Source organism: Microcystis sp. M53603_WE2, assembly GCF_030065435.1.
The window spans coordinates 1-2,836 of sequence record NZ_JASJFF010001023.1 but is presented as its reverse complement, the minus strand read 5'-3'; the positions used below and the strand labels follow the sequence as shown (position 1 = coordinate 2,836).

1 protein-coding gene and 1 pseudogene are annotated in these 2,836 nt (G+C 46.0%); both read left to right on the top strand.

Translation table 11 applies throughout. The annotated features are described in order from the left end of the window. The first annotated feature begins 623 nt into the window (after positions 1–623). Positions 624–2,069: an Ig-like domain-containing domain gene (locus tag PX481_RS21545; protein WP_288027804.1), complete on the top strand. Its 1,446-nt coding sequence runs from the start codon at positions 624–626 to the stop codon at positions 2,067–2,069. Between the two features lie 215 nt (positions 2,070–2,284). Further along, positions 2,285–2,836 (top strand): annotated as a pseudogene (locus PX481_RS21540) (FUSC family protein); the annotation flags it as partial.

Here is a 2,836-nt window from a genome sequence, read left to right as displayed (position 1 = left end):
TTGGCCGCAGGGCTTGCGGTGTCAGTCTGTAGAGCGACCATAAGACCAGAACAGAGTAAATCTGTTAAGGCAGGTGCGAAAAATCCTTCGGGAAAGAAGCAGAAACCCAAATCGTGAGGTTTGGGAATCACCGTCCGTTTACGGCGGCGAGGATGTCAATCCACAATACCCTCGATTTAGCTTCCGGTGATGCTATCCCCATGGCCTTGACGGCAGCGGCGATCAATGGTTAAAAATAAACAGATGCTGGATCCCCATCCAACATCCGCGTTCTAACTCTGCACACATTTTGCTAAGTCCTCATGATAAGTTAAAAAACGCTTCCTTTTTGGGGGCGTTTTTATTTATTCGATTGAAAAAACCGATGACAATCATTACTAAAGCTGATAAGAAAGTGGGAAGTGGGGTGTAGGGTGTAGGGTGTGGGGTGTGGGGTGTAGGGTGTGGGGTGTGGGGTGTGGGGTGTGGGGAGAATAAAGCTGCCTATTGCCTATTGCCTATTGCCTATTGCCTATTGCCTATTGCCTATTGCCTATTGCCTATTGCCTATTGCCTATTGCCTATTGCCTCCTGACTGACTCCTGACTGACTCCTGATAACTGATAACTGATAACTGATAACTGATGAAAAGATTAGCTTGGTTCGATCGCTTAGTGTTGGCGACTATTTTGGCCTTAATTGCCGGGATATCGTCGATTTTGATCCAGGGAAATCAAGTTCCTACCCGAGGGGAGAATTTTAGCTGGCAAGGACGAAAAATCGGCGTTAGGGACAATTATTTTACTTTAAGTTTTAATCGGCCGATTGACCGTTCAGACATAGAAACCAGCTTGGTGATCAATCCTCCCTTACCGGGTAAAATTAGCTGGGCCGGAGATCGCTTGACCTATACTTTGACAGAATTGCCCATCTACGGCAAAAAATATCAAGTAAAGTTACCTATTGCTCAAGGTGAGGACTTTATCGGCGAATTTTACAGCCACGATCGAGCTTTTGCCTATATTGGGGTCAACCAAGAGGAAAGAGGCCGTTTAATCGTCTGTAATATCATTCAGGGGCCAAATAACGTCACAGAACTGAAAAAAACCATCCTTACCCCTGGGGATCTGGTGGTCACGGATTTTCAAATCTATCCGAGGGGGGATAGAATTTTATTCTCGGCCTTCGATGGCTCTGACTTAGGACGAGACACCCCGAAACAGCAACTTTACACGATTACCACGGGTTTAAATCATGACGAACATGGTCAAAATTTGCCCAGTGGTCGTATAGAAAGGTTTTTAGATGGGAAAACTTATCAAAATCTGCGCTTTGATCTCTCAGATAACGGCAAAACCCTAATCGTGCAGAGAATTAATCATGGGAATCCGGGGGATGCCAGTTTATGGGTAATCAGGGATGATGGACAATCGCGACCGTTAGGAATGCAAGGGGATAATTTTTTACTATCTCCCGACGGTAAAAAAGCGGTTGTCAGTCAAACGGGAGGGGTAGCGGTGATTCCTTTGGATGTCCAAGGGGGAAAACCGCAATTTTTGCCTACCTACGAGAAAATCCTCGCTTTTTCCCGGGATGGTCGCCAAAAACTCATGGTGAAATCAGAACCGGATAATCAGCGATCGCTATTTCTGCTCGACGATCGGGGAGAGTCAAGACTACTATTAAGAACAGCTAATCCGATTATTAGCTGTCAATTTGAACCGCGACAGGAAAAAACCCTTTACTGTCTGAAAAGCGATCTGGTTATGGGCAGCGATGGCAAAGTGAAAGAAGAACCTTTTTTAGGGATTATTGAGCTAAAAACGGGTAAAATGACACCCCTGCTGGCTTTACCTAATTATCGTGACGTGCAGATGAGTATGTCTCCCGATGGCGTGGCCTTATTATTTGATCAGTTAGCAACCACACCCTTTGGAGTCAGAAATGATTTAGTCACCGGGGAGGGGTCGAGCATTGCCGATGGTCGTCTCTGGTTATTACCGCTTCCTGATCAGTTCAGTCCCAATAGCAGCACGAAAATTTTACCTCAAGAACTCAACGCAGGTTTTAAACCCCGTTGGCTGCCCTAATACGGCAGAATTAAGGAGTTAGGAGTCAGTCCCGATGAAAAAATTTTCACCCCCACAGATGAAAGAGGTTTCCTTCCCCACACCCCACACCCTACACCCTACACCCTCTTTCAAGTCAGGAGACAGGAGAGAAATCGTTACCTAATCAGGTGACTCGGAGAATACTGACTCCCGAAAACGAAAACCTCATACCTCACCATTAAGATAAGTGCTATATGCTACTTCAGCGATTTGCTTTTTTATTGCGTCCTAGTGGCGATATCGAGATCGAGCGGGGGATTCGGACTTTATTAGCGATCACAGTGCCGATTATTATCGGTGATATTTTAGATCGGTCAGAAGTGGGGTTAATGGTCGGTTTAGCGGCTCAAACCTTGATTTTAGCTGATGTGGGGGGACTTTACTGCCTGAGAGCGAAAACCCTAGTCGCTACGACTATCGGGATGGCTCTAGCTTTGATTATCGGCACATTAGCCAGTGCTTGGTTAGGATTGACCGTAGTGATAGTTTTTTGCGGGTTGTTTCTAGCGGGTTATTTGACAGTTTACGGGGAAAATGGGGCGTTAGCTGGGGTAGTAATTAGTTTATTGCTGCTTTTTGCTGTTTCTTTGCCATCGGGAGATATTGTCGTCGCTTTACAACGGGCCGGAATCGCTGTGTTGGGAGGGGGATGGACAATTTTTTTAGCCCTGTTTATCTGGCCTTTTCGCCCTAATCAGCCTTTACGTCAGGTAACGGCGGAAAATTTTCAGGGTATCGCCACCTAT